Annotated in this window: 25 protein-coding genes; 10 read left to right on the forward strand and 15 right to left on the reverse strand. The window is 32.2% G+C overall.

What is annotated here, in order from left to right:
- The 3 genes from BC748_RS10235 to BC748_RS10245 form a co-directional block, all read left to right on the forward strand.
- Positions 1–117 (forward strand): T9SS type B sorting domain-containing protein (locus BC748_RS10235; protein WP_133532187.1); only part of this gene is annotated, 117 nt, incomplete at its 5' end.
- 8 nt (positions 118–125) lie between these two features.
- On the forward strand, positions 126–1,124 hold the full coding sequence (locus BC748_RS10240) for a PorP/SprF family type IX secretion system membrane protein (RefSeq protein WP_133533666.1): 999 nt from the start codon (positions 126–128) through the stop codon (positions 1,122–1,124).
- A gap of 41 nt (positions 1,125–1,165) precedes the next feature.
- Entirely contained in the window at positions 1,166–1,681 is a 516-nt protein-coding gene (locus tag BC748_RS10245; protein WP_133533404.1) for a gamma carbonic anhydrase family protein, read from the forward strand.
- 155 nt (positions 1,682–1,836) lie between these two features.
- Here BC748_RS10245 and murI read toward each other — a convergent pair whose 3' ends face one another.
- The 8 genes from murI to BC748_RS10285 form a co-directional block, all read right to left on the reverse strand.
- Positions 1,837–2,616, reverse strand: coding sequence for a glutamate racemase (gene murI, locus BC748_RS10250; protein ID WP_133533405.1), 780 nt, complete (start codon positions 2,614–2,616; stop codon positions 1,837–1,839).
- 77 nt (positions 2,617–2,693) lie between these two features.
- Positions 2,694–3,194: an OmpH/Skp family outer membrane protein gene (locus BC748_RS10255; protein WP_133533406.1), complete on the reverse strand. Its 501-nt coding sequence runs from the start codon at positions 3,192–3,194 to the stop codon at positions 2,694–2,696.
- A gap of 28 nt (positions 3,195–3,222) precedes the next feature.
- Positions 3,223–4,218, reverse strand: coding sequence for an OmpH/Skp family outer membrane protein (locus tag BC748_RS10260; protein ID WP_133533407.1), 996 nt, complete (start codon positions 4,216–4,218; stop codon positions 3,223–3,225).
- Positions 4,219–4,252: 34 nt separating this feature from the next.
- Complete coding sequence (locus BC748_RS10265) at positions 4,253–6,916, reverse strand: BamA/OMP85 family outer membrane protein (RefSeq protein ID WP_425459552.1); 2,664 nt, start codon at positions 6,914–6,916, stop codon at positions 4,253–4,255.
- 37 nt (positions 6,917–6,953) lie between these two features.
- Positions 6,954–7,694 (reverse strand): undecaprenyl pyrophosphate synthase, encoded by a 741-nt coding sequence (locus BC748_RS10270; protein ID WP_133533409.1) that lies wholly within the window; start codon positions 7,692–7,694, stop codon positions 6,954–6,956.
- Between the two features lie 2 nt (positions 7,695–7,696).
- Positions 7,697–8,383, reverse strand: a complete 687-nt coding sequence (porG, locus tag BC748_RS10275; RefSeq protein ID WP_133533410.1) for a type IX secretion system protein PorG — start codon at positions 8,381–8,383, stop codon at positions 7,697–7,699.
- Between the two features lie 165 nt (positions 8,384–8,548).
- On the reverse strand, positions 8,549–9,430 hold the full coding sequence (locus tag BC748_RS10280) for an NAD kinase (protein ID WP_133533411.1): 882 nt from the start codon (positions 9,428–9,430) through the stop codon (positions 8,549–8,551).
- Positions 9,431–9,480: 50 nt separating this feature from the next.
- Entirely contained in the window at positions 9,481–10,140 is a 660-nt protein-coding gene (locus BC748_RS10285; protein ID WP_133533412.1) for a CBS domain-containing protein, read from the reverse strand.
- 135 nt (positions 10,141–10,275) lie between these two features.
- Between BC748_RS10285 and BC748_RS10290 the strand changes: the two genes are divergently transcribed.
- The 6 genes from BC748_RS10290 (at position 10,276) to clpX (ending at position 15,577) form a co-directional block, all read left to right on the forward strand.
- Positions 10,276–10,989, forward strand: a complete 714-nt coding sequence (locus BC748_RS10290) for a pyridoxine 5'-phosphate synthase (RefSeq protein ID WP_133533413.1) — start codon at positions 10,276–10,278, stop codon at positions 10,987–10,989.
- Between the two features lie 5 nt (positions 10,990–10,994).
- On the forward strand, positions 10,995–11,756 hold the full coding sequence (locus BC748_RS10295) for an alpha/beta fold hydrolase (protein ID WP_133533414.1): 762 nt from the start codon (positions 10,995–10,997) through the stop codon (positions 11,754–11,756).
- Positions 11,757–11,760: 4 nt separating this feature from the next.
- Complete coding sequence (locus BC748_RS10300) at positions 11,761–12,102, forward strand: phage holin family protein (protein WP_133533415.1); 342 nt, start codon at positions 11,761–11,763, stop codon at positions 12,100–12,102.
- A 96-nt stretch (positions 12,103–12,198) separates the two neighbouring features.
- Positions 12,199–13,527, forward strand: coding sequence for a trigger factor (gene tig / locus BC748_RS10305; protein WP_133533416.1), 1,329 nt, complete (start codon positions 12,199–12,201; stop codon positions 13,525–13,527).
- A gap of 89 nt (positions 13,528–13,616) precedes the next feature.
- The gene (gene clpP, locus BC748_RS10310; RefSeq protein WP_133533417.1) at positions 13,617–14,306 is read left to right on the forward strand and encodes an ATP-dependent Clp endopeptidase proteolytic subunit ClpP; all 690 of its coding nucleotides are present in this window, start codon (positions 13,617–13,619) and stop codon (positions 14,304–14,306) included.
- Between the two features lie 38 nt (positions 14,307–14,344).
- A complete protein-coding gene (gene clpX, locus BC748_RS10315) occupies positions 14,345–15,577 on the forward strand; it encodes an ATP-dependent Clp protease ATP-binding subunit ClpX (protein ID WP_133533418.1) in 1,233 nt (410 codons plus the stop codon).
- Between the two features lie 65 nt (positions 15,578–15,642).
- Here clpX and BC748_RS10320 read toward each other — a convergent pair whose 3' ends face one another.
- From BC748_RS10320 to BC748_RS10340, 6 genes are all read right to left on the reverse strand, one after another.
- A complete protein-coding gene (locus BC748_RS10320; protein ID WP_133533419.1) occupies positions 15,643–17,829 on the reverse strand; it encodes a TonB-dependent receptor domain-containing protein in 2,187 nt (728 codons plus the stop codon).
- A 74-nt stretch (positions 17,830–17,903) separates the two neighbouring features.
- Positions 17,904–18,050, reverse strand: coding sequence for a hypothetical protein (locus BC748_RS14200; protein ID WP_162846445.1), 147 nt, complete (start codon positions 18,048–18,050; stop codon positions 17,904–17,906).
- A complete protein-coding gene (locus tag BC748_RS10325; RefSeq protein WP_133533420.1) occupies positions 18,047–18,682 on the reverse strand; it encodes a hypothetical protein in 636 nt (211 codons plus the stop codon). The genes BC748_RS14200 and BC748_RS10325 overlap by 4 nt, the downstream gene beginning before the upstream one ends.
- Before the next feature lie 2 nt (positions 18,683–18,684).
- Positions 18,685–20,211 carry a GH3 auxin-responsive promoter family protein gene (locus BC748_RS10330; RefSeq protein WP_133533421.1) on the reverse strand — a complete coding sequence of 509 codons (1,527 nt, stop codon included), beginning with the start codon at positions 20,209–20,211 and terminating at the stop codon, positions 18,685–18,687.
- An 84-nt stretch (positions 20,212–20,295) separates the two neighbouring features.
- Positions 20,296–20,907, reverse strand: coding sequence for an N-acetylmuramoyl-L-alanine amidase family protein (locus BC748_RS10335; RefSeq protein ID WP_133533422.1), 612 nt, complete (start codon positions 20,905–20,907; stop codon positions 20,296–20,298).
- A 15-nt stretch (positions 20,908–20,922) separates the two neighbouring features.
- Positions 20,923–21,327, reverse strand: coding sequence for a hypothetical protein (locus BC748_RS10340; protein WP_133533423.1), 405 nt, complete (start codon positions 21,325–21,327; stop codon positions 20,923–20,925).
- An 85-nt stretch (positions 21,328–21,412) separates the two neighbouring features.
- On the opposite strand from BC748_RS10340, the gene BC748_RS10345 reads away from it, so the two are divergent.
- Positions 21,413–22,207 carry a DUF2797 domain-containing protein gene (locus tag BC748_RS10345; protein ID WP_133533424.1) on the forward strand — a complete coding sequence of 265 codons (795 nt, stop codon included), beginning with the start codon at positions 21,413–21,415 and terminating at the stop codon, positions 22,205–22,207.
- Between the two features lie 156 nt (positions 22,208–22,363).
- On the opposite strand, the gene BC748_RS10350 is transcribed toward BC748_RS10345, so the two are convergent.
- A complete protein-coding gene (locus tag BC748_RS10350; RefSeq protein WP_133533425.1) occupies positions 22,364–24,964 on the reverse strand; it encodes an AsmA-like C-terminal region-containing protein in 2,601 nt (866 codons plus the stop codon).
- Between the last annotated feature and the right edge of the window lie 14 nt (positions 24,965–24,978).

A 24,978-nucleotide genomic window follows, 5' to 3' on the forward strand; every position in this document is an offset into this window, starting at 1 on the left:
TGGGATGGAAGTTACAACGGTCAACCACTACCATCAACTGATTACTGGTTTAGTGTACAGTATTTAGAACAAAATGTAAGTAAGGAGTTTAAGGCCCATTTCTCAATAAAAAGATAATAACAATGATGATTTTAAGAAAATTTTATTTAGCACTTTTATTAGTATTTGCTAGTCAAACTTTCGCTCAGGAAGGATTGCCAGTTTATTCAGATTATTTATCTGACAACTATTATTTACTACATCCTTCTATGGCTGGAGCAGCAAATTGTACCAAAGCAAGATTAACAGCAAGACAACAATGGTTTGGACAAGAAGATGCGCCAGCATTACAAACGTTGAGTATAAACGGTTCGATTGGTGAAAGGTCTGGTGGAGGAATTATTGTTTTTAACGATAAGAACGGTTACCATTCACAAAAGGGTATGAAGTTGACTTATGCGCATCATTTAATGTTTTCAAGAGACAATGTTGATTTAAACCAACTTTCATTTGGTATGAGTGCTGGTTTTGTTCAAAGTCAATTGGATGAAACTAGTTTTTATGATAATAACCCGGAGTTAGATCCAGCAATTTATGGAATTGTACAAAGTGCTTCATATTTTAATATGGATATTGGTGCATCTTATAATTTTCTAGATTTTTATGTTCATGCTACTGTGAAGAATGTTTTGGCTAGTGATAGAAAACTATATACAGACAGAGAACCTGTTAATTTACGTCGATTTATTTTGAATTCAGGCTATACTTTTGGAGAAGAAGATGGAATTCTTTGGGAACCATCATTTATGTTTCAATTGGTAACTCAAACACAAGAGAAAACAGTAGATTTAAATTTAAAAGCTTATAAAGAACTTGACTTTGGAAGGCTTTGGGGTGGAATATCTTATAGAAGAAGTCTTGATGGCGCACAGTTTGTTGAAGGGCAATCTGTAGGCGATCAAAAATTACAATATGTTACTCCAATTGTTGGATTGAACTTTAAAAATTATATGGTTTCCTATACTTATTCTCACTTGTTAGGAAATGTTCAGTTTGATACTGGTGGTTTTCACCAAATAACTTTGGGTATTAATTTGTTCTGTAAAAGAGATAAATACCACTGTAATTGTCCTGCTATTAATTAATATAAATGTCCCGATAGTATCGGGACAATTTTTTTTGAACTATGGTTATAAAAGCTGTAAACGGAAAATCGCCTTCAGTTCCTGAGGATTGTTTTGTTGCTGAAAATGCAACTATTCTTGGCGATGTTACTTTTGGAAAGTTATGTAGTGTTTGGTATAATGCTGTCATTCGAGGTGATGTTCATTATATCAAAATAGGTGATAAAGTAAATATTCAGGATGGAGCTGTTATTCATTGTACGTATCAAAAGCATCCAACAGAAATTGGGAATAATGTTTCTATTGGTCATAATGCAATAGTCCATGGTTGTAAAATTCATGATAATGTTTTGATTGGAATGGGAGCAATTGTTATGGATAATTGTGTTGTTGAAAGTAATTCTATTGTTGCGGCTGGCGCTATTGTTACTCAAAATACAGTGATTGAATCGGGTAGTATTTATGCTGGTGTTCCTGCTAAGAAAGTGAAATCTATTGATCAATCTGATTTTGCTGGTGAGATTGAACGGATTTCGAATAATTATGTGATGTATTCGAGTTGGTTTAAGGAAGATTAAAAGAAGCCGATAGTTTGATTTTTAGCCCCGATTGAAGTGGAAATCCTGTCATTGCGTTTGCGTAATGTGTTTGATTGGATTGCTTCGTTCCTCGCAATGACAGATTGCAACGGAAAGCAGGAAAAAGGCTTAAAAAAGTTATTATTGTTTGGCTTCTAAAAATCTTTTTTTATTACCGAGTGTTTATTCTTTAGAATTTCTTCAAGTACTTTTGGGTCTGAATTGGTGTAGAAAATGGTTTTGGCTTTGTGATTTTCTTCGTTTAGTATTTCTTTTTCTTGTAGAATATTTTTTGTTTGACGGGCAACAGCTTCGCCAGAGTCTATAATTTTAATCTTTTTTGGCAGAATTTTTTTTATCTGTGGAATCAAGTAGGGATAATGACTGCAACCAAGGACTAGATAGTCGATATTAGCATCGATCATGGGTTGTAAGTAATCATTGAGCAGTTGTTTCATTTCGGGCGAATTAATGGCTCCATTTTCGATTAATGGTACTAATCTGTGCCCAATTTGTTCTATGATTTTGGTATTGTGGAATTGTTGGGCTGTTTGATGGAATAATTCACTATTTAATGTTCCTTTTGTTGCTAGTATTCCGATGGTTTGTGTTTTCGAATGTAAAGCGGCTGGTTTTATTGCTGGTTCTATTCCGATGAAAGGAATGTCGTATTTTGCTCTTAATTCTTTGATTGCGTTTGTGGTTGCAGTATTGCAGGCAACGACTATTATTTTACAATTTTGGTTGAGAAGGAACTCGGTGTTTTTAATGCTTAAAGCAATAATTTCTTCTTTGGATTTTTGTCCGTAAGGTGCGTTTTTACTATCGGCTAGATAAATGGTATCTTCATTTGGGAGTAGTTCGTGTATTTCTGCCCAAATGGATGTTCCGCCAATGCCAGAATCGAAAAGTCCTATAGGATTATTTTTTGTCATAGAAACAAAAGTAAAAAAAAACTGCTCAATCCATCAATTTGGTTGAGCAGTTTTTTGATAATTATTTGAATTAATTCTTAGAAACCTAAGTCTTTTTTAATGTCATCTGTTAAGTCTGGTCCATCAGTTAAAAGTAAGTCTGCAGCATTAAGTACATATTGGTATCCTTTTGCTTTACCCACTTTTTGGATTGAAGCTTTTACTTTGTCCATAAGTGGTTTTACTAGGTCAGATTCTTTCTTTTGTAATTCTTTTTGAGCATTATCTCTGTAATCTGTAATACGTTTTACTAAGTCTTGCACTTCTGTTTGACGAGTTGCATTGACAGCGTCTCCAACAGTTGCAGCTTCTTGGTCGTATTTTTTGATTTTGTTTTGATATTCCTCAGCCATTGTTTTGTATTCTGCATCATAAGTAGCGCTCAATTTTTCTAATTGTTTTTGAGCATCTAACATCGCTGGCATTTTAGAAATAATTTCATTTACATCTACGTGTGCAGTTTTAGCTTGAGCATTCATCGTTTGCATTGTTCCTAGAAACAATACTCCAGCTATAAGTAATGATTTCAATCTTTTCATTGTTTTAAAAGTATTAATTAATTATTGTTTATTCTTCTTTTTTTGGTTCTTCCTTTGGTTGCGTTTTTTTCTCTTCTCTTGCTTTCTTTGCTGCTTCCCTGTCTTCTAGAATTTTTTTCTTTTTGTCTTCTAAAGCTTTTTTTCTGTCTTCTATAATTTTTGCTTTTGCAGCTGCTTTATCTTCTTTTGGTGTTTCAGTTGCTGTTCCGTCAACTGCTTTCTCCGTTTCATCAACTTCACCTTCTTTATTGTCATTTGCAGAAACCGTGCCAGTTTTTTTATTTTCTCTTGCTTCGGCAGCAGCTTTTCGTTTATCGTCTTGTTCTTTTTTTCTAGCTTCAGCTGCTAATTTTCTGTCTTCTAGCTGTTTGTCTCTTAAAGCTTTTTTGTCTTCAAGCGCTTTTCTTCTTGCTGCTAAAGCTGGATTTTCATCTTCAACATCTTCTTGATATTCTTTAGCTTCTTGCGCTTTTAATTGTTTCTTTGTCATTTCCTGTCTTTTTTCAGCTCTTGTAATTGTTCTAATTACTTGGTCGCTTATATCGTGTCTTTTGGCTGTAAAAAGCATAGTTAAATCGGAAGATTTGTCAAAAACGTAATCATATTTTTTTAGTTCAGCTATATCTTGAACGGCGGTAAAAACTTGGTCTTGAATTGGTTTTACTAGAACGGCTTTTTGGGTAATTAAATCACCATTCGGACCAAATTTCTTTTGTTGGAAGTCTAGTAGTTCCGTTTCTTGAAATTTTATTTCTTCTTCACGTTCTTCAATTAATTCTCTTGTAAGCAATGCTTTTTCAGTTTTTAACGCATCTTTTAATTTAGCGATTTCAATTTTTTTTGCTTCAATATCTTGTTTCCACTTTTGTGCTTTTTGCTCTAATTGACTATTAGCTTCGGCATAATCAGGTACATTCTGTAAAATGTATTCCATATCTATATAACCTATCTTGATTCCTCGTGATTGGGCATTTGCTTGGAATACTAAAAGTAGAAGAAATGCTGCTAAAAAATATTTTTTCATACAATTATGATTTAGAAATAAATATCAAATATAATTAAAATTGTTGACCAATGATAAAATGTGTTTCCCAACCGTTCTTTTGTGTCAATCCTGGCAACGCATCAAATCCATGTGCGAAATCAATTCCTAATAATCCAAAGGCTGGCATGAATACACGTAAACCAAATCCTGCTGAACGTTGTAGCACAAATGGATTGTATTCTTTAAAACCATCATAAGAAGCTCCAGCTTCAAGGAAAGTTAAAGCATAAATGGATGCAGCCGCTTTCAATGTTAATGGATATCTTAATTCTAGAGAGAATTTATTATAAATTGTTCCACCTACTTGGTCTCCATTAGCGTCAATTGGTGTTAGCGATTGGTTTGGATAACCTCTTAGTTGAATTACTTCTCTACCATCAAGTGCAAAATTCGCTAAACCATCACCACCAAGAAAGAATCGTTCAAAAGGAACTACACCTCGTTCATTATTGTACGCGCCTAGGTAACCGAATTCGCTCAGTGCTCTTAATACTAATGCTTTTTGTGGAGTACCAATTAATTTAGTGTACCAATCGGCTTTGAATTTTAGTTTATAGTATTCTAACCAATTGAATCGCTCTTGGTCAACTTTTGGTTCGTTTGCAGAGGCTTGTGTAAAATCTGAACCAACGGTTTGATATATTCTTGAACCTTCCGAAACTTCTTGAAGATAATCTCCAATCGCTGGACTTTGATTATTGGCATTAGGTTGAACTGTAAATTGAAAATCATCAGTATATTTCAATTTGTATTTTTCTTGATTTGAAAGATTACCATAATCAATTCCATTCCATAAAGAATAAGGTAATGTGAATTTTGCAGAAAAGCTAAACTCAGAACCAGATGTTGGATATATTGGGTTAACACCTTTGTTGTTTCGTGTTAAGCCTAAAGTAAACGCTAAATTTCTTGATGCACCATTTCCAAAAGTAAATAAGCCGGTATTATAATTGTTCAAATCATAATATTGAAAACTTGTTGCGGCTGATAATACAAAGAAATCGTCAGGAATAGTCAAGCGTTTTGCTAAACCAACAGATAACGATGTAATGTTGAAACTTCTGCTTCTGTCTACATTACTGTTTCCTCCGTTGAATAAAAATTGTTTACTGTGAGAAAGCGATGTAGAGAATTGAATTGGTTTTTTTCCACCTAACCATGGTTCTGTAAAAGATAAACTATAGGTTTGGAAGAATGTACTTGCTTGAGCTCTCAAAGATACTTTTTGACCATCACCCATTGGAAGTGGTTTGTAAGCTTCTTTGTTAAATAAATTTCTTAGCGAAAAATTATTGAAAGATAAACCAAGCGTTCCAATAAATCCACCACCGCCATATCCACCTTGAAGTTCAATTTGGCTAGAACCTTTTTCTACTAAATTATATTCAATATCTACTGTTCCTGCTGCTGGATCAACATTTTTAAATTTAGGATCAATAGCTTCTGGATCGAAGAAACCTAGTTGACCAATTTCACGAATGGTTCTTACTAAATCCTCTTTGCTATATTTTTCACCAGGATGTGTTTTTAGTTCTCTGTATATTACTCTATCATGAGTTTTTTCGTTTCCAACAACTGTTATATTATTGAAGTAGGCAATTGGACCTTCAACTACTCTAATTTCAAAATCGATTGTGTCGTTTGCTGTTTTTACTTCTACTGCATTTATTGTCGAGAACAAATAACCGTTATTTTGGTATAAATTGGTAATGTCTTCTCCGTCGGGTTTTGATTTGTCAGCAATGCGTTTTTCTAATAAAACGCCATTATAAGTTTCTCCTTTTTTAATTCCAAGAATTCTTCCCAACAGTTGGTCTGAATAAACCGAATTTCCTAAGAACTTGATGTTTCCAAATCGGTATTTTTTTCCTTCTTCAACCTTAATATTAATAGCAAGTTTTGATTTTTTGTCATTTAAATATACTGAATCCGTAATTACACGTGCATCTCGATACCCTTTTTCTTTATATTTTTCTACAATAGAAGTAAGGTCTTCTTTGTATTTATCTTTTACAAATTTTGAGGCTTTAAATATTCTAATTGGATTGATTTGCTTGGTGTTTTTCATTGCTTTTCGCAATGCTTTATCACTCAATTGTTCGTTACCATCAAAAGCTATCTGAGATATTTTTAATTTATCACCTTTGTCAATATTTACAAGCATTCTTACATTGTTTCCTTCTGCTGTGTCTACCTCTGTTTTTATAAGTACTTTGGTGTTGAAATATCCGTCTTTTTTATACTTATTTTCAATATAGTTTTTGGTTGTGGTGATAAGGTTTTCGTTTACAATTTTTCCTTTGGTAAGTGAATTGTCTTTAATTAAACCTTCAACTTTTGATTTTTTTACACCATTAATTTTTACTTCACTAAGTTTTGGAAGTTCGCTAATATTTAAATCTAACCAAATACTATCGTTTTCAATTTTATCCACATAGAAGTCTATATCACTAAACAAACCAAGTTTTCCAAGTTTTTTGATGGCATTACTAACTTCTTCACCAGGAACAGTAATTTGTTGACCTTTTTCAAGTCCAGTAAAGGTTACTACTGTTTGTTGGTTGTAGCTAATTTTGCCAATAACATTTACATTAGCTAAAATGTATTTTTTTCCTTGATCAAAAGGTGTTCTTTCTTGGGCTTGTAATTGAAAAATATTTCCAAGGCACAATGCCATTAGAAATAGTTTAAGTGTCTTTATTTGCACTGAAAATTTATTTAATTTGTTCACTTGTTTTTCCAAATCTTCTTTCTCTTTTTTGATAGCTAATGATGGCATCGTATAAATCGTTTTCTTTAAAATCGGGCCACAAAACATCAGTAAAATAAAATTCGGCATAGGCAATTTGCCATAGCAAAAAGTTACTGATTCTGTGTTCGCCACTGGTTCTTATTACCAAATCTACATCGGGTAAATTGTGCGTGTAAAGATGCTCATTAATAATTGATTCGTCAATACCGTCTAGAGAAATTATATTATTTTTAACTTTATCACTTATTTTTTTAACAACATTTAACAGTTCTTCTCTTGAGCCATAACTCAAGGCAAGCGATAATGTCATTCGGGTATTATTTCTTGTCTTTTCAATTACTGAGAGGAGTTCTTTTTTTACTTTTTCAGGAAGGTGCTCAAGATTGCCAATACAGTTTAATCGAATGTTATTTTTTTGAAGTGTATCAAGTTCTTTTTTTAAGGAAGAAATTAATAATTTCATCAAAGTATCTACTTCTAGTTTTGGTCTGTTCCAGTTTTCGGTAGAAAATGCATAAAGCGTTAGATTTTGAATTCCAAGTTTAGCACAAGTTTCAACAGTAGTTTTCACGGATTTAGTTCCATTTTCATGACCAAAAACGCGTAGCATTCCTTTTTGTTTTGCCCATCGACCATTGCCATCCATAATAATGGCTAGGTGTTTTGGAAGGTTGTCTTTATCTATTGTTGTTTCTAAACTCATTTTTATTCTGCGCAATAACACGGTTTGTTTCCAAAGGTGTAAGTTAATGTAAACCCAGTAAAAACATACCAATCATTACTATTTATATTACCAAATTTTAATGGTTCTAAATTTTTATTTTTTGGCAAACTTCCATCTAAATTATCAGTGAAAGTATATCTTGCTCCAACTTCTACACCAAGAATGAAATGATCCAGAATATTGGTTTTAATACCAATTGTCATCGGAATCGCAATTGCTCCCGTTGTATAGTCTTTTTTTGTTTCATTATTCAAAACGTATAATTCATCATACACGACATAGGTCAATCCTGAATGCACATATGGTGTTATTTTTCTAACTAGAACTTCGTGAAGATTAAAATCAAAAAAATTAAATTCTAATCCTGCTGAAAATTCTTTTATATTATTCTTAAAATTATAGCCTCTTAAATATCTCCCCGGAACATTAGAATCTAAATCGTTTGCCGTGATGGATGTTTGAGTATAGGAAAATCGATACGAATGTCGTGGCGATTTGTTCCATTTATACAAAATTCCAACGGCAACTTCATTAGGATTGATGTAGTTGGTTTTTCCAACATCTCCAATATAATTGCTTCCACCAAGAAATACTCCAATCTCGTGGATTTGAGCACTTAAATAGTTCTGAAACAGCAAACAAAAAAATACTATTAAACTCTTTTTCATCAATTTGAAAATAGCGTGCAAATATAACAATTCTGACTACTTATGAAACATCTAAACTAGATTTCTGTTAAATAAAATTGAAGTAGTCAATGAATTGGAACTTGAACAATGATATTTTTAAAACGATTTTTTTTGATTTGTAGTATAATTAGAAATACTTTTTTTCTAATTTCTTTTGTCTTCTCCCCAAAGTAGCTTGTTGCGTAAGGTTTTTAGAAATGTTTCTTCAGGTATTTCTACCATGTTGATTTTGAATGGTGTTTTTCTGATTTTTAATTCAGTGTGGTTACTAACAGAAGTGATTCTAGAGTCTAATGAAACTAAATATTGCTCTTCTCTTCCAGAAACTTTTAGTTTTATTTCGGTGTCATCAGGAATTACTAATGGTCGAGCATTTAAATTATGTGGTGCAATTGGCGTAATGACTAAACCTTTTACTTCGGGTGTTAAAATTGGTCCGCCACAACTTAGTGAATAGCCAGTAGAACCTGTTGGTGTTGAGATTATTAAACCATCAGCCCAATAGGAATTTAAATATTCATCGTTTAAAAAAGTTTCAATAGTAATCATCGAGGTTGTATCTTTTCTTGAAACGGTAACTTCATTCATCGCAAAGTTGATATCAAAATTGGCTTCAAGTTCAGAACTTTCAATACTTAAAAGTGTTCGCTCTGAGATGGAATATTTTTTTTCTAAAACTATTTTTAAAAAAAGTTCAATATTTTCTTTCTGAACTTTGGCCAAAAAACCAAGTCGTCCTGCATTTACACCAAGAATTGGAATGCCAGAATCTCGAACAAAAGTTGCTGCTCTCAAAATCGTACCATCGCCACCAATACTAATTAAGATATCAAAACTACTGTTTAAATCTTCGTGAGATGAAAATGTTTTGTATTGTCTTTCAACAATTTTTTCTTCATAAAGTATTTTCAAAAACTTTTCTTCAATAACCATTTCAACGTTATTTCTGTTGAAAAAAACAAAAATATCCTTGATAATTGGTCGAGTGTCGTTTTGATAATATTGTCCGAAGATGGCAACTTTCATATGGTTATTTTTTTATTTTGTAAGTCGTAGTTCAAACTTAGTACTTTGAATTACATATTTAAATATTTATCCAAATATTCCGAACGCTCTTTCAAATTGTTCAGATAATTATCTTCTTGATGCTCTGAAACAATTTCATAATTGTATCTTCTAAAGGTTTGAATGATGTCGTTCATCACGCCAAGCGTAATTTTAACAGTAACTTGAATTTTTTCTAAATTGGCTTCAGAAACAAAAAGGCCTAGCAATTTACCGTTATTACTTTCCACAATTTGTGCAATTTGACTCATTGAATAATCAACCAAGTTTTTTTCGACAACGATTATTCCTCCTGTTTCTTTTAGAAAAGGCGTTTCGTTTAAAAATTTTATAACATCAGTAATTTCATAATAGCCAACATATTTATTATTTTCATCAAGAATTGGAACTAGATTGGCGTTATTTCGAGCAAAAACCTCTAAAACATCAAGCCAAATCATCGAACTTCTAACAAAAAAACCCTCTAAAGCATAACGATAATCGGCAATGTTTTTATTAAAATCAAATGTTTCAGCATCAACAGATGAAATACAACCCAAATAAATGCCATCATCCAAAACTGGAAAATGGGACAACGTACTTTCGGCAAAAAAATCTTGAATTTCTGCCACAGTTTCGTTACTCGAAAATGGTTTAAAATCGTTATTGATATATTCTGAAAGATGTCTCATGTATTCATTTTTTAATCGACTGCAAAATAATCAAATTTTCGGACATGTTGACTTGCTTTAACTTTGTATTTTTGTGAAAATAATAATTCGAATTGAAGCGTATGAGATTGCTTCGTTCCTCGCAATGAAAAAAAAATGACAAAACTAAGTGTAAACATCAATAAAATAGCAACTTTACGAAATGCTCGTGGCGGAAACGTACCCGATTTATTAAAGGTTGCAACGGATATTCAAAAATTTGGCGCACAAGGAATAACTATTCATCCGCGACCAGATGAAAGACATATTCGCTATCAAGATGCTCGCGATTTGAAATCAATTGTTTATACCGAATATAATATTGAAGGAAATCCGCAACACAATTTTATCGATTTAGTACTGGAATGCAAACCGACACAAGTAACTTTGGTTCCCGATGCGATTGGTGCGATAACTTCGTCGGCTGGTTGGGATACAATAAAATTCCAGGATTATTTAACCGAAGTAATTGCAGAGTTTCAACGAAACGGAATTCGAACCTCAATTTTTGTTGATCCAATTCAAGAAATGATTGAAGGCGCCAAAAAAACCGGAACCGATAGAATTGAATTATACACAGAAGCTTTTGCACATCAATATAGTTTGGGAAACGAAAAAGGAATTGAACCGTATACAAAAGCCGCAATTTTAGCCAATGAATTAGGTCTTGGAATTAATGCTGGACACGATTTGAGCTTGGATAATATTAAATTTTTCAAAGAAAACATTCCTAATTTATTGGAAGTTTCTATTGGTCATGCCTTGATTTCTGAAGCGTTATATTTAGGTTTGGATAATGTGGTAAATATGTATTTGAATAAACTAAAGTAAAATTTATGATGTTTTCACGAATTGAAGGAGAAGGAAAGCCACTTTTAATTATTCATGGTTTTTTAGGAATGAGTGACAACTGGAAATCATTTGGCTCACTTTATGCTGCCGAAGGTTTTCAAGTTCATATACTCGATTTACGAAATCACGGAAAAAGTTTTCATTCGGATGAGTTTAGTTATGAAATCATGGCAAACGATGTTTTGGATTATTGCCAACACCATAATCTGTCGAACATTTCAATAATTGGGCATTCGATGGGTGGAAAAGTAGCGATGCTTTTTGCAACAACTTATCCCGATTTGGTTGAAAAATTAATTGTAGCTGATATTGGTCCAAAATATTATGCGCCACATCATCAAGATATTTTAGCTGGATTGAATGCGGTTGATTTTTCTGAAAAACCAGATAGAAGTCAAGTTGAAGAAACGTTGTATCCATTTATTCCCGATTTTGGAACACGACAATTTTTAATGAAAAATTTATATTGGATTGAACCAGGACAATTAGCATTTCGATTCAACTTGCCTGTTTTTAATGAAAAAATTGAGCAAATCGGAACAGCTTTACCAAGTGAAAATCGTTTTGAAAAGCCAACACTTTTTATTCGTGGCGGAAATTCGAAATATATTTTGGATACGGATTTGCCCCAAATTCAAAATCATTTCCCTAACTTTAAACTCGCAACTATACCAAATGTTGGTCATTGGCTTCATGCCGAAAACCCAAAATTGTTTTTTGAAGAAACCAGTAAATTTTTGAAATAAATATATGAAACTCATCATCCGACTACTTGTTACATCCGTTTTAGTAATGATTATTTCTCACCTTATGACAGGTGTAATTGTTGACGAATTTACCTCGGCATTAACCGTTGCAATTGTTTTAGGACTTTTAAATCTTTTTGTAAAACCCATTTTAGTCATTTTGACATTGCCTGTAACTATACTAACTTTAGGCTTTTTCTATCTGGTTATAAATGCTGGAATGATTTTGGTTTGCGACCATTTTGTTGATGGTTTTAAAGTCAATTCGTTTTGGACGGCAATGCTGTTTAGCATAATATTATCGTTGTCGCAGTCAATAGTCTTTAAATTGACAAATAATGACTAAAATAATGGGCTAAAAATCAATAAAATAAAAACTTGGTTGGGTTGTAGAAATGTTATAATTTTGCAACCCAATTTTAGTATGTAAAAAACACAAGAAATGAACATCACAAAAAATAATGTAGACGCATTAAATGCAATAGTTACAGTTGAAATATCAAAATCAGATTACTCAGCAAAAGTTGAAAAAACATTAGCAGATTATAGAAAAAATGCTGCCATTCCTGGTTTTAGAAAAGGTGCAGTTCCAATGAGCTTAATCCAAAAACAATATGGAAAAGCGGTTTTATTGGATGAAGTAAATAAATTATTGCAAGAAAATTTAAACAGATTTCTAGTTGAAGAGAAATTAGACATCCTTGGAAATCCGTTGCCAAAAGTAACTGAAGATTTCAATTGGGATGTTGAAGATTATAAATTTGAATTCGAATTAGGTTTAGCTCCTGAATTTTCAGTTGATTTAACAGCAAAAAATGACTTGGTACAATACAAAATTGTTGCCGATAATAAAATGTTGAACGACCAAGTAGCAAGAATTCAAAAACAATACGGAAAACTTATCGCAAAAGATACTGTTGAAGACGGAAACGACGTTTCTGGAATTTTTGCAAACGAAGAAAAAGGAATCAACAACAGAACAACTCTTTCTTTGGATGTTTTTGCTGATAAAAAAACAGCTAAAGCTTTTATTGGTAAAAAAGTTGGTGACGTTATCACGCTAAATACCAAAGGTTTGTTTGATGACGATCACAAATTGATGGATTATTTAGCAGTTAGTCACGACGATGTTCATGGTTTGGATGTTGATGTTACTTTTACAATTGATGAAGTAACTACTCACGAACCAGCAGTTTTAGACCAAGAATTATTTGACAAATTATTCGGGCCAAAAGTTATTACTTCAGTTGATGAATTGAAAGCAAAAATCAAGGAAGATGCCGAAAAACAATTTGAACAACAAGCAGATCAAAAATTCTTAAATGATGTTACTGAATTTTTAGTTACTTCGACGAAGTTTGATTTACCAGCTGAATTTTTAAAAAAATGGATACAAACAGCAGGCGAAAATCCACTTTCTGCCGAAGAAGCTGAAGTAGAATACTCAAAATCAGAAAATGGATTACGCTACCAACTAATTGAAGGAAAAGTAGTTACTGATAATAATTTACAAATTACTTTTGAAGATTTAAAAACTTATACTTCAGATGTAATCAGAAAGCAAATGGCACAATTCGGTCAAATGAACCCAACTGATGAAGATATTCAAGGAATTGTTGCTCGAGTAATGTCTAATCAAGAAGAAGTAAAAAGATTATCACAACAAGTGATGAACGAAAAAATGCTAAACTTATATAAAGATAAAGTTAAGGCAAAATCCAAAGAAGTTTCTTATGATGATTTCATCAAAGCTATGTATGGTGAGATTTAATTAAATTTTTATTATCTTTGAATGTTAAATAAAGATTATATTTAGCATTATTGCTGTAAAAAGAAATATTAAAGATTATACATTAAATAATGAACTACGGAAAAGACACGAGAGCTTCGCTCGAAATGGCGAAGCAATTTAAAAAGTTTGCTACAAAAAATCACGGTGTAAACAGTATGTATTATGACAAAATCGTAAGCAGCATGACACCTTATATTATAGAAGAACGTCAGCTGAATGTATCTCAGCTTGACGTTTTTTCTCGTTTGATGATGGATAGAATCATCTTTTTAGGAACAGGTGTTGATGATCATATTGCTAACATTGTTCAAGCTCAGTTGCTTTTTTTAGAAAGTGTTGATGCATCAAAAGATATTCAAATCTACATCAATTCTCCAGGCGGAAGCGTTTATGCTGGTCTTGGAATTTATGATACTATGCAATACATCAAACCAGATGTAGCCACTATTTGTACAGGAATGGCAGCATCAATGGGTGCGGTTTTACTTTGTGCTGGAGCAGCTGGAAAACGTTCGGCTTTACCTCATTCAAGAGTAATGATTCACCAACCTTCTGGTGGCGCACAAGGTGTTGCAACAGATATGGAAATCAACTTGAAAGAAATGTTGAAGTTGAAAGACGAATTGTATCAAATTATCTCACATCATTCAGGTCAAACATTTGACAAAGTACACAAAGATTCAGAACGCGATTATTGGATGATTGCTGACGAAGCGAAAGAATACGGAATGATTGATGAAGTATTAAGAAGAAGCTAATAAAATAAGATTCCCTAAATCTTATAAAACCTATAAAAATGGCAAGAGAAGTACTAGAATGCTCGTTTTGTGGTAGAAAAAAACCAGAAACAAATCTATTGATTGCTGGAATTAATGCACATGTCTGTGACAGATGTATTGAACAAGCACATGGAATTGTATTGGAGGAATTGAAAACCACTTCAAAGGTTAAAATTGCTACGGATTTAGTTCTAAGAAAACCTAAAGAAATTAGAGCTTTTCTTGATCAATATGTTATAGGTCAAGATCAAACTAAAAAAGTAATGGCTGTTGCTGTTTACAATCATTACAAAAGATTGATGCAACAACAAGTTGCTGATGACGTTGAGATTGAAAAATCAAACATCATCATGGTTGGACAAACCGGAACAGGAAAAACATTGGTTGCCAAAACCATTTCAAAGATGCTTGACGTTCCACTAGCAATTGTTGATGCAACGGTTTTGACCGAAGCAGGTTATGTTGGAGAAGATGTAGAAAGCATTTTAACACGCTTGCTTCAAGCTGCCGATTATGACGTCACAAAAGCGGAAAGAGGAATTGTATTTATTGACGAAATTGATAAAATTGCTCGAAAAAGTGATAATCCATCTATAACACGTGATGTTTCTGGTGAAGGTGTGCAGCAAGCTTTGCTAAAACTCCTTGAAGGAACAATTGTTAATGTTCCGCCAAAAGGTGGAAGAAAACATCCTGATCAAAAATTTGTTGAAGTAAATACGCAAAATATTCTTTTTATTGCTGGTGGAGCTTTCGATGGCATTGAAAGAATTATTTCAAAACGTCTAAATCGTCAGGCAGTTGGATATAGCACGTCAAAAAACGGAGATAATATTGATAAAGACAATTTATTGCAATATATAATTCCAAAAGACATTAAAGACTTTGGTTTAATTCCTGAAATTATTGGACGTTTACCTGTTTTAACACACATGGATCCGTTAGATAAAGAAACTTTGCGTTCTATTTTAACAGAGCCAAAAAACGCTTTGATTAAGCAATATGAAAAGCTTTTCGCAATGGATAACGTGAAATTTACAATCACAGACGATGCATTGGATTATATAGTGGAAAAAGCGTTAGAATATAAATTAGGAGCAAGAGGTTTGCGTTCACTTTGCGAAGCAATTTTAACCGATGCTATGTATGATTTACCAAGTAGTAACGACAAAACACTTCATATTGATAAAGAATATACCGAAGATGCTTTAAGCAAAAATTTATTAAAACGATTGGAAATAGCGTCTTAGAACAAATTAAAAAATCCCTCAATTTGAGGGATTTTTAATTTAAAAAAATTTTTGAAATCTGTGTTTTACTTCACAAAACCACCACCACTTTTTACTTTCTCCGTTTCAATAGTAGTGTTTTCGTTTTGCAATTTTAAATTTCCAAAGTTATAGGTCAACGAAATTCTAAAATGTCTCGAGTCATTCTTTTCATAGAAACGTGTTTGCAAATTGGTTGATGAAATCAAAGCATTTACTTCGTTTTGATTGAAAATATCAAACATATGTAAACCCAATTTCAGTTTTTTGTTCATGAAATCTTTATTAAACGAAATATCAAATTGTTGGATTGGTTTGGTGATTTTGTAAATTTCCCAAACACCACCTTCAGGTAAAATGAAATAATTCAATGTATTTTTTACATCCCAAGGCAACATGATTTGCGCTTGCGCACCATAATTCCAAACTGGCGAAGAATCAAATGAGAAATCGTATCCATCGGTTAAATTCTTGATGTAATTGATGTTTACGAAGATGTAATTCATCTTGTCGATATTGTTCATTCGCTTTTGGAATTCTTCTTTTCCTTTGAAGAAATAATCCAACGGAATTGGGAAATTGGCATAAGCACTGAATGTCTTAAATCGATCAAACTGTTGGAAGGTTTGTGTGCTAACCAATTCGCCTGGTTCAGCCGTCATCAAGAACAAATTGTGATCTTTAGAAACGGTATAATTTGTTCCTAATTGTATGAATTGCAACGCTGAAATTTTAAATTCAAAATTGTCAAAAAAGCTTGGGTTCAACAATAAATTTCCTCCCGAAGTGTTATATTGGTCAAAATTTCCACCATTTGGATCCAAAACACTATAACTAGGTTGTGAAATTTTTCTCGAATACGAAGCGGTAACGTTTACATCATTGGTTACTTCATACATTGCACTAACATTTGGAAACAAATTATTGTTCTTAAAATCAATATTCGTTTTTACATCATCAACAATTCCAATTCTATCCACTTCAAAATTTTCAAATCGCAATCCAGCCGTTAAATGTAGTTTTTTGATTTTTTTTCTAACTTCAGCATAAAAAGCTAAATTGGTTTCTGTATAATCAAAATCGATTATGTCAGTTGTAGCCGAATTCAAATTGTAGCTTCCTAAGTTATTCACTTTTATAGTATTGAATTTTCCACCAGTATTTATCGAAAAGTTTTGTTTTTCAAACGGAATAGCAAAATCATATTTCAAATAATAATTCAATAGCTCAAAGTCATTTTTGAAGTTATTGAAACTCGATACATTATTTTCTACTGCACTAGTTTTGGTGTCTGGATTTCGGTTAAATGTATTGGTGAACGCAATAATATCTAACGTTCTACCAATTGTATCTAACTTGGTTTTGTATTGCAAACTGATTTCGTGGTTGCTCGCTTTTGTTTTAGTTGTTCCATTATTGAAATAATCTGGAATTTCTGAACCAGAAGTTAGCGCATCAAAATTTCCTCTATCGTTTGCAAATGTTGTATTGTAATTAAATAACAAATTCGATTTTTCGCTCAATCTGTAATTGGTTCCAACTCGTGCATAAAAATTACGGTTGGTGTTTACATTCAAACGGTTTTGGTTTATGAATTTGTCGGGATCAAAAGTGGTAAAAGTTTGTCCATTTCTAGATTTTTGTTCCCACTCAATATAATTATAACCAATCATTGTTTGCCAACTCAAGTTTTTTTCTTTTCCGTTAAGCAAAATCTGCGGACTTGGTTTTTGGTATTTATTGAAATTGTAGTTAATGTTAAAACTAGCGTTTATTCCTTTTAATCGTTTCGTACTTGTAACTAAATTGATAATCGAACCGCTTGCATTGGCATCAAAAGCGGCTCCAGGATTATAGATTAATTCCGCTTTTTCGATTGCATTTGCAGGCAATGATGATAAATAATTCTCCAAATCGCTTCCGCTTAAAGTACTTGGTGCGCCGTCAATATAAATGACAACGCCTTTTCCGTTGAGTGACAATCCGCCAGTTGGAGAAGCAATTACGCCAGGCATTTTTTTCACGGCATCATACGCATTACCGGTACTTAACATTGCATTGTCTTTTACGCTAACCGTTGTTTTATCAGAATCAACTTTGATGAATTTTTTCTGTTGCGTGATGGTAACTTCCTTAAGTTCTTTGGGTTTGATAGTGTCGTTTTCTGTCTTTGTTTCTTGGGCAAAAACGGTTGTTGCTGCTAAAGACAGTGCAGCCATAAAGAATGATTTCATTTTGATTAATTTTCGATTGATGATTGTTAGTAAGACTTTATTTCAATCAAAATGTTACAAAAAATCAAAAAAAATTAAGCCTTTTGAATTTCGACTTTCTCAAAATTGTCTTTTGATACGTTTTCAACCAAACATCTTCGTCCAACGCCACATTTCATTCTTCTTGGTCCACAAGAAGTTAGAAATCCGAATAGTAAAAGTATAACTAGAAGTTTTTTCATTTTTTCATTTTTGAATATTTTTCAATCTCTTTTTCTCGTTCTATTAAAAAATTGTCATCAATAATTTGAAACATACAAGGAATTATATGAATACTCATAATACCTTCATTAAATAGTAAATGTGCGTACATATTTAATTCATTGTGATTTTCTCCAAAATCAATAGCAGGATATTCTTTCTTTGCTATTAACTTTACCAATGAATCAAAATTAATTCTGTTTTTAAATTCAGCTAAATCATTTTTGGAATAAGAATTAAATCCAATATTATTTAATGCTGCGGTATCTTTAAATTCAAAATATCGTTCTTTATTTTGAAGTAGAATTTCAGTGTAATGTTTTATTTCTTCTAATAGAGTTTCATCGTCATATTTTTTGTTTTCTATTCGAAAAGCACCGTATAAAAAATCAGGATAAGTACAGATTTCCTTTATTTCATTGGTGTTTAGGTTTTTTACGTTTACAACAACATAAGAAGCTGTGTGAGAGTTGTTTTTGTAATTGACTAATTTAACGTAGTTTGTATATCGAATAGAATCAGTTGTTGATTTGAATTGTTTTTTCTCTTTGCTTTTTGTGTTATTGCAAGCAACTAGGAGTAAAGTCAAGAAAAGAGCAAAGATTTTTTTCACTTTTAAAACGATTTCTTCGTTTGCATTCCAATAAGTTGTTCCAAATAATCTCGTTGATTGGAAAGTCTCGGAATTTTGTGTTGTCCGCCGAGTTTGTTATTGTCTTTCAGCCAATCATAAAACAAGTTTTCTCGCGCTACATTAATTTTTAATTGGTTTAATGTCATGTTGTTGTAGCGTTTGGCTTCATAATCGGAATTGACTGATTGTAGATTTTCGTCCAAAACTTTTTGGAACAAATGGATATCTTCGGGATGTTTTTTAAATTCAATCATCCATTCGTGTGCGCCTTTTTCTTTATCTTTCATAAAAATAGGAGCAACGGTATAATCTTTTACTTCGCAGTGCAAAGCGGAACACGTTTTTGCAATGGCCGAATCGGTGTTTTCAACCATTAATTCTTCGCCAAAAACATTAATATGATGTTTCGTTCGTCCTGAAACTCGAATTCTGTATGGATTTAATGAAGTAAATCGAACAGTATCACCAATCATGTATCGCCATAAACCTGCATTGGTAGTGATGACAACTGCATAATTTTTAAATAATTCCACATCGGCTAAACGAACAATTTTTTGATTTGGTGTGCCAAAAGTATCCATTGGAATAAATTCATAGAAAATACCATAGTCCAACATCAGCAGTAAATCGTTGGAATAATTCAAATCTTGAATGGCAAAAAATCCTTCGGATGCATTGTAAATTTCGTAGTATTTGAAATTCGAATTTGGTAAAATCTTTTTGTATTGTTCACGATACGGTTCAAAACTTACGCCACCGTGAAAATAGACTTCTAAATTTGGCCAAAGTTCAAAAAGGTTTTCTTTTCCCGATTCAGTTAAAATTCGGTTTAACAAAACCAACATCCATGAAGGAACGCCAGCAAAACTGGTTACATTTTCGTTTCTAGTTTCGTTGATTATGGCAGTGAGTTTGCTTTCCCATTCGCTCATTAGCGATGTTTTATTGCTTGGTGTACTACTGAATTCTGCCCACATTGGCATGTTTTCAATCAGAATTGCTGACAAATCACCAAAAAAAGTATTGTTATTTTCGTGGATTTGTGAACTTCCACCGAGACGCAAACTTTTGCCTAAAAACATTTCGGAGTTTTCGTTGTTGTTCAAGTACATGCAAAGCAAATCCTTGCTGGCTTTGTAATGACAATTCTCTAAAGCTTCGTTACTAACGGGAATAAATTTGCTTTTGGCATTGGTTGTTCCGCTTGATTTGGCAAACCATTTGATTGGTGTATTCCAAAAAATATTTTGATAACCTTTTCGCGTTTCTTCTATCATGGGTTCCAAATCTTCATAGGAAGAAATCGGAATTCGTTCGGCAAAAGTTGAATAGGATTTTATGCTTTCGAAATCATATTTTTTTCCAAGAACAGTTTCTTCACATTGGCGAAGCAAGTTCATTAATAATTCGTCCTGAACTTCATTAGGATATTTTAAAAACAACTCAATCTGATGAATGCGCTGTTTCAAAACCCATGAAGCAATCGAATTTATTAAGGGATATAACATGTTTTGAATTAAGAATTAAGAATTAAGAATTAAGAATTAAGAATTAAGAATTACGAATTACGAATTTTGTCAATTATTCACTAATTACTTTAAATTAGACACAAAGTTTAAAATCGTTTGTGCAATTTGATTTTGTCCTTCTTCACTTGTAATATATTCTCTGTCAGTTGTGTTTGAAAGAAAACCCATTTCTAAAGTTAAAGCTGGAGCTTCAGAATTTTTTAAAATCCAAAAAGGAGCTGTTTTTACACCGCGGTTTTTTAATGGAATATTTTTTTCGAAGTCTAATACTAGTTTTTGAGCCAATTCGTTTGATTTTTCATAGGCAACCGATTTATCGGAAACAAAAATTTCGAAACCGCTAGCTGTTATATTTTTATTTTGATTGACATGTAATGAAAGTACTAAATCAGGTTTGATACTGTTAATGAAGTTAGTTCTTTCGGCTAACTCCACAAATTTATCGTCATCACGAGTAAAAAGTAGCTTGATGTTTTTATCAGAATTTAGCGCTTCAATTTTTTTGGAAATGCTGTTTGCCAAATCTTTTTCTAACAAATAATCGTGTTTTCCGCCAAAATCATGTCCGCCATGACCAGCATCAATAACCACAGTAATAGTTTCTTTTTCAGAAGAAATAAAAGATACGGTTGCAAAAGCAACAACGAGAAGTAAAACTTTGAATAGGTTTTTCATGGTTGGAGATTTAGGTTAGTTAAATTTTATAAATTTACCCGAATAAATTGTGTCATTTTCAGACTCTTTACCCAAATAAAAAGTATAGATTTTTTCATTTTGCTTGGTAATATTGAATGTAGCTCTGTATTCTTTTAATATTTCTTCAATCTCTTCTGTTTTAACTAATGGTTCGGTGTAGCCAATAACTCTAAATGAATTTTCATCTATCCAAATAATGTCTAAACTTTCAATTTTTTTTGCAATTTTAATGATAAATTTATCATCTTTAATTTTAAAATCATAATCTAACAAACCAACTTTTTTGAATTTCTTATCTAATACTGTTTTATAATTTCCGTCAGGAATTCTTTTTGTCTCTGAGTTAATTGTGAAAGCGCAAAAAAATGTAAAACTAAGTAGGATAATTATATTTTTCATTTTATAAATTTATTTAAACAATCTTTGTATAACGCTAAAATACTAAAATTATTATAAATTTAGCCAAAAATCTGAAATTGATAGTATGACATACGAAGGCGTTCTCACCAAAATGCAAACCGAATTTTCAAATCCAATTCAATATTATTTGGTATTTGAAAATAGTTTTTTAAGCTTAAACCAACTTTTAGACAAATCGATGGAAATTAATTTCATTGGTTACCAATGTTTGAATTGTGGTAAAAAGAAAAAAATTTTCCGACAAGGATTTTGCTATGATTGTTTTATGAGTTCGGCTTCGGCTGGCGATTGGATTATGAAACCCGAACTTTCCACAGCGCATTTGGATATTGAAGACAGAGATTTAGAGTATGAAAAAAAAGTACAATTACAACCACATATCGTGTATTTAGCATTGTCAAGCGAAGTGAAAGTTGGCGTTACGCGAAAAACTCAAGTTCCAACACGCTGGATTGATCAAGGTGCTGTTCAAGCCATTCCAATTGTTGAAGTTCCCAATCGTTTTTTGGCAGGAATTACCGAAGTTGCCTTGAAAAATCATTTTGCCGATAAAACCAATTGGCAAAAAATGCTAAAAAATGAAACACCAGAAGTTGATTTGCTAAAAGAAAAATCATCATTAAAATATTTAATTCCAAAGGAAGTTCAAGAATATTATGATGTTGATAAAAACGATTTATACAAATTGCATTTTCCAGTTTTAGAATATCCGAAGAAAGTAACTAGCTTAAATTTGGATAAATCTCCCAATTTTTCTGGAAAATTAACTGGAATAAAAGGACAATATTTACTTTTTGAAGACGGAACAGTTTTTAATGTTCGCACTTTTGAAGGTTATGTAGTGAAGATTTCGATATAAAAATAAAATTATAACGCAAACTTTGTCATTCCGTAGGAATCTCAAAATTACTATAAGATTCCTACGGAATGACAAAAGAAACTCTGAATAACAAATGCAAAAAGCACAAAATTCTGGTGAACTTTGTGCTTTCTTTGTGTCTTAGTGGTTAAAAAACTATTCCGTTTTCTTTGGTTCTTCTTTTTTCTTTTTACCAAAAATATCTTTAATCAAGTTGTTGGCTTTGGTTTTGACATCTTTTTTGACATCAGTTTTTGTAGTGTCATTTTTAGGTTTTGTAGCATTGGAAATGATAGAATTCACGGTATTTTTAGTACTTGAAACAACTTTTTCTTTTTGTTGTTTTACCAAATTATTTACCAAGTTCGTTGTGGCTTGTTTCACATCGGTAGTGATTTTTGGCGATGAAAAATTTCCTCCAATGATTGCATTTACAGGAATACTTTGTACTTTTTGAGCATCGGCTGGCGATAATTTTGCAATTAAATTATTGGCTTCGGTTCCAAGATATTTTGCTGGAACATCTAGTTTTAAATTGTAATTCATGTTTTGATCAAAACCATGTGTTCCGCCAACATTCACTTTGATGTCTTGGTATTTGATGTCGAATGGTTTTACATTTACTTTTCCATCTTTAAACGTAATTGCTGCTTTTAAATCATTCAAATTTAATTTTTTCAAATCCACAAAATTCAAGTTGTTATCCAAAGCAGTTAACAATGTTGAATTACTAGAATTTACTGTTGTTGAAAGCAATTGACCTAACAAATCTCCGGTTAAACTACTCAGAATTGGTGTCATTTCTGTTTCATTAAGATTTCCAGATAATTTGATGGTTGAATTTAATTTTCCATTAATAATTCCGGCAATTGGAGCAATTTTTTTCATCATATCCAATTGGGTAAACGTTTGCATTATATCTACTTTGTTTAATCCTAAATCCATGTTGAATTTTGGTGTTTTTTCTTTGGTAGAAACATCGCCATTAAATGAAATTGAGCCTCCGAAAATATCCGTTTTTCCGTTTTGTAATGTTGCCTTTTGGTCTTTAATGATGATTTTTCCTGAAACGTTTTTCAAAGTTAAATTATCATACAAAACCGTGTTGGCTTTGGCAGTTAAAGAACAATTCAAGAACGCTGGAATTTTCATTGCTTCTGATTTTTTAGTTGCCGTTTCCGTTTTTGGAGCTTCGGTTGTCATAAAATCATTTACCGCTAATTGATTGGAATTTAGGTTGAAATTTCCTTTCAACTCTTGATTTTTGAATACAAATCCGTAGAAATTTTCCAAAACGCCATTAACCGAAATATCACTTTTTCCTGTTGTGGCACTAAATTGTTGTAGGTTTACTGTGCTTGGATTGAAAGCGACTAAAACTTTGCTGATGTTCATTGTTTTTCCGTTTTCATCGGTATAATTAAATCCAGATAAATCAATAGTTCCAGCATTTTTTATCCTCGCATAATCACTTTTTTCTACCGATTGCATATCAAATTCAGTTGTGACATCGGCTTTCAACATTCCACTTAAAGGTTTGTCCAATTTTACTGGATAAGCTTTTGTAACGTTTGCTAAATTGATTGTTCCTTTTAAAGCGGCATTAACTAAAGCATTTTCAGCTAAATTTTTAATATTAGCTTTCGCATTGAAAACATCTTGGTCAATTTGAAATGATAATTTGTCCAGATTCACATAGGTATCATTCATTACACCAGTTTCGTTGATAATTTTGGTGTCAATCACAATGTTTTTGACCGATTTTGGTAAATTAGGATATTGGAATGAAGCATTATTGGATGCAATTTCGATGTTGAATTTTGGTACAGTAGTTTCAGAATACAAACCTTTAGCAAAACCCGCAACGGTAAAGTCGCCACTCGTTTTTACATTGTCTAAATTAGCTGCATATTGCGCCGGAATTAATCCTAAGAAATTCTTGAACGACGAAGTTGGCGTTTTGAACTTCAAGTCATATTCTTGTCCAGCTTCAACAATTTGGATAAATCCGTCAAATTCTAAAGGCAATTCGTTGATTTTCGCCTTGTTTTCTTTGAAGGTATATTTACTTTTTTCTAAATCAATTCCTAAAATGGCGTCCAACGAAAGTGCCACATTATTCATGTAGTTGGCTTTGTCCATCGAAAGAGAAACTTTGGTTGTTGTTTTCGTAATTAAATCTAATTTCGTTGAAGTAAAATCGCCTTTTCCTTCATGATTGATACTGTCAAGAACCATTTTCATTTTTGATTTTTCATCATAAAACTGAAATCTGAAATTCTCGATTTCGTATTCTTTTATTTTTAAGGCTAAAGGTTTACTTTTTTCGTCTTTTGCATCTTCTTTTTTATTTTTTAAGGCAATGTCAAAGTTTCCAATACCATCTTTATTGAAAATAATGTTTATCAAACCGTTTTTGGATGAAATTCCGTCAATATTCATTGGTTCGTTTTCACCTTTAAATAATTCTTTGATGGACATTTTTAAATTTAGTTCTTCAAAAGAAACCAAAGTATCGCCTTCAAAAGGCGCTTTGTTGATAATCGAAAGTTTATCAATCGTTACACTTGCATTTGGAAAGTTCTTGAACAAACTCAAATCAGCATCGGCAAAAGCTACTTTCGCATCTACATTTTCATTAATAGAAGTTAAGATTTTAGCTTTGATTTGGTCTTTGAAAAAGTAAGGAATAGCAAAAGCTGCCACAACCAACAATAGAAAAACAATTCCAACGATTTTTAAAATTTTCTTTAGCATGATTTAACGATTTA

The sequence above is a fragment of the Flavobacterium dankookense genome, assembly GCF_004362665.1.
GTDB lineage: Bacteria > Bacteroidota > Bacteroidia > Flavobacteriales > Flavobacteriaceae > Flavobacterium > Flavobacterium dankookense.